The 767-nt window shown below is 54.2% G+C and carries 1 protein-coding gene; it reads right to left on the bottom strand.

Translation table 11 applies throughout. The annotated features are described in order from the left end of the window. A partial coding sequence (uxuA, locus tag BHV73_RS01180; RefSeq protein ID WP_286736037.1) for a mannonate dehydratase occupies positions 1-668 on the bottom strand: 668 nt, incomplete at its 3' end. Between the last annotated feature and the right edge of the window lie 99 nt (positions 669-767).

Below are 767 nucleotides of genomic sequence, written 5' to 3'. Positions count from 1 at the left end.
CAGATTTCACTGAGGAAGTAAATCAGGTTGGCGCGCAGCTTTTCGGGTGTGATGTCCTTGTAGCGGTCGAGCTCTTTTTGGAACTGCTCCAGGGTGAAGCTCTCTTCCGAACCGGGCAGGCCGGCAATCATGTTGCGTACAAGCAGCTGCTTGTCATCTTCCGTCATCTGCTCGAAGCGGGCTTTGGCCTTGGCCTTTTCCTCGTCCGTATAATCGGCTTCCGCGCCGGGACGCTTCAGCAGGAAGAGGTCAAAGGCGATGAAGGCCGCACGCTCGAAGCGCAGGGCGCGGCTTCCGTCGGGCAGCTCGTAGGCAAGGTCGGTACGTGTCCAGTCCAGCACGGGCATGAAGTTGTAGGTAACGATGTTCACACCGCATTTGCCGAGGTTGCGCAGGCTTTCCTTGTAGTTGTCTATATATCGTTGGAAGTCTCCTGTCTGTGTCTTGATATGCTCGTGTACGGGTACGCTTTCGACAACCGACCAGCGAAGCCCTACGGCCTCTATCATCTCCTTGCGTTTGTTGATTTCTTCCACTGTCCACACCTCACCGTTGGGGATGTGGTGCAGGGCGTTCACGATTCCGGTGGCTCCGGCCTGTTTGATGTCCCAAAGGCTGACCGGATCGTTAGGACCGTACCAGCGCCAGGTTTGTTCACAAAGTGTCATATTGCAATAATGGTATAAGTTTATGGATTGTATGTTTGTTCTCCGTTTCCTTTCCGAGGGGGAGAGGATTTATCCTGCGGGACGGAAATATCCGTCTTG

This window comes from Bacteroides sp. 44_46, assembly GCF_001915465.1.
In the GTDB taxonomy this organism is placed as follows: domain Bacteria; phylum Bacteroidota; class Bacteroidia; order Bacteroidales; family Bacteroidaceae; genus Bacteroides; species Bacteroides clarus.
The sequence above is the reverse complement of the archived record's forward strand: the minus strand, read 5'-3'. Positions and strand labels throughout refer to the sequence as shown.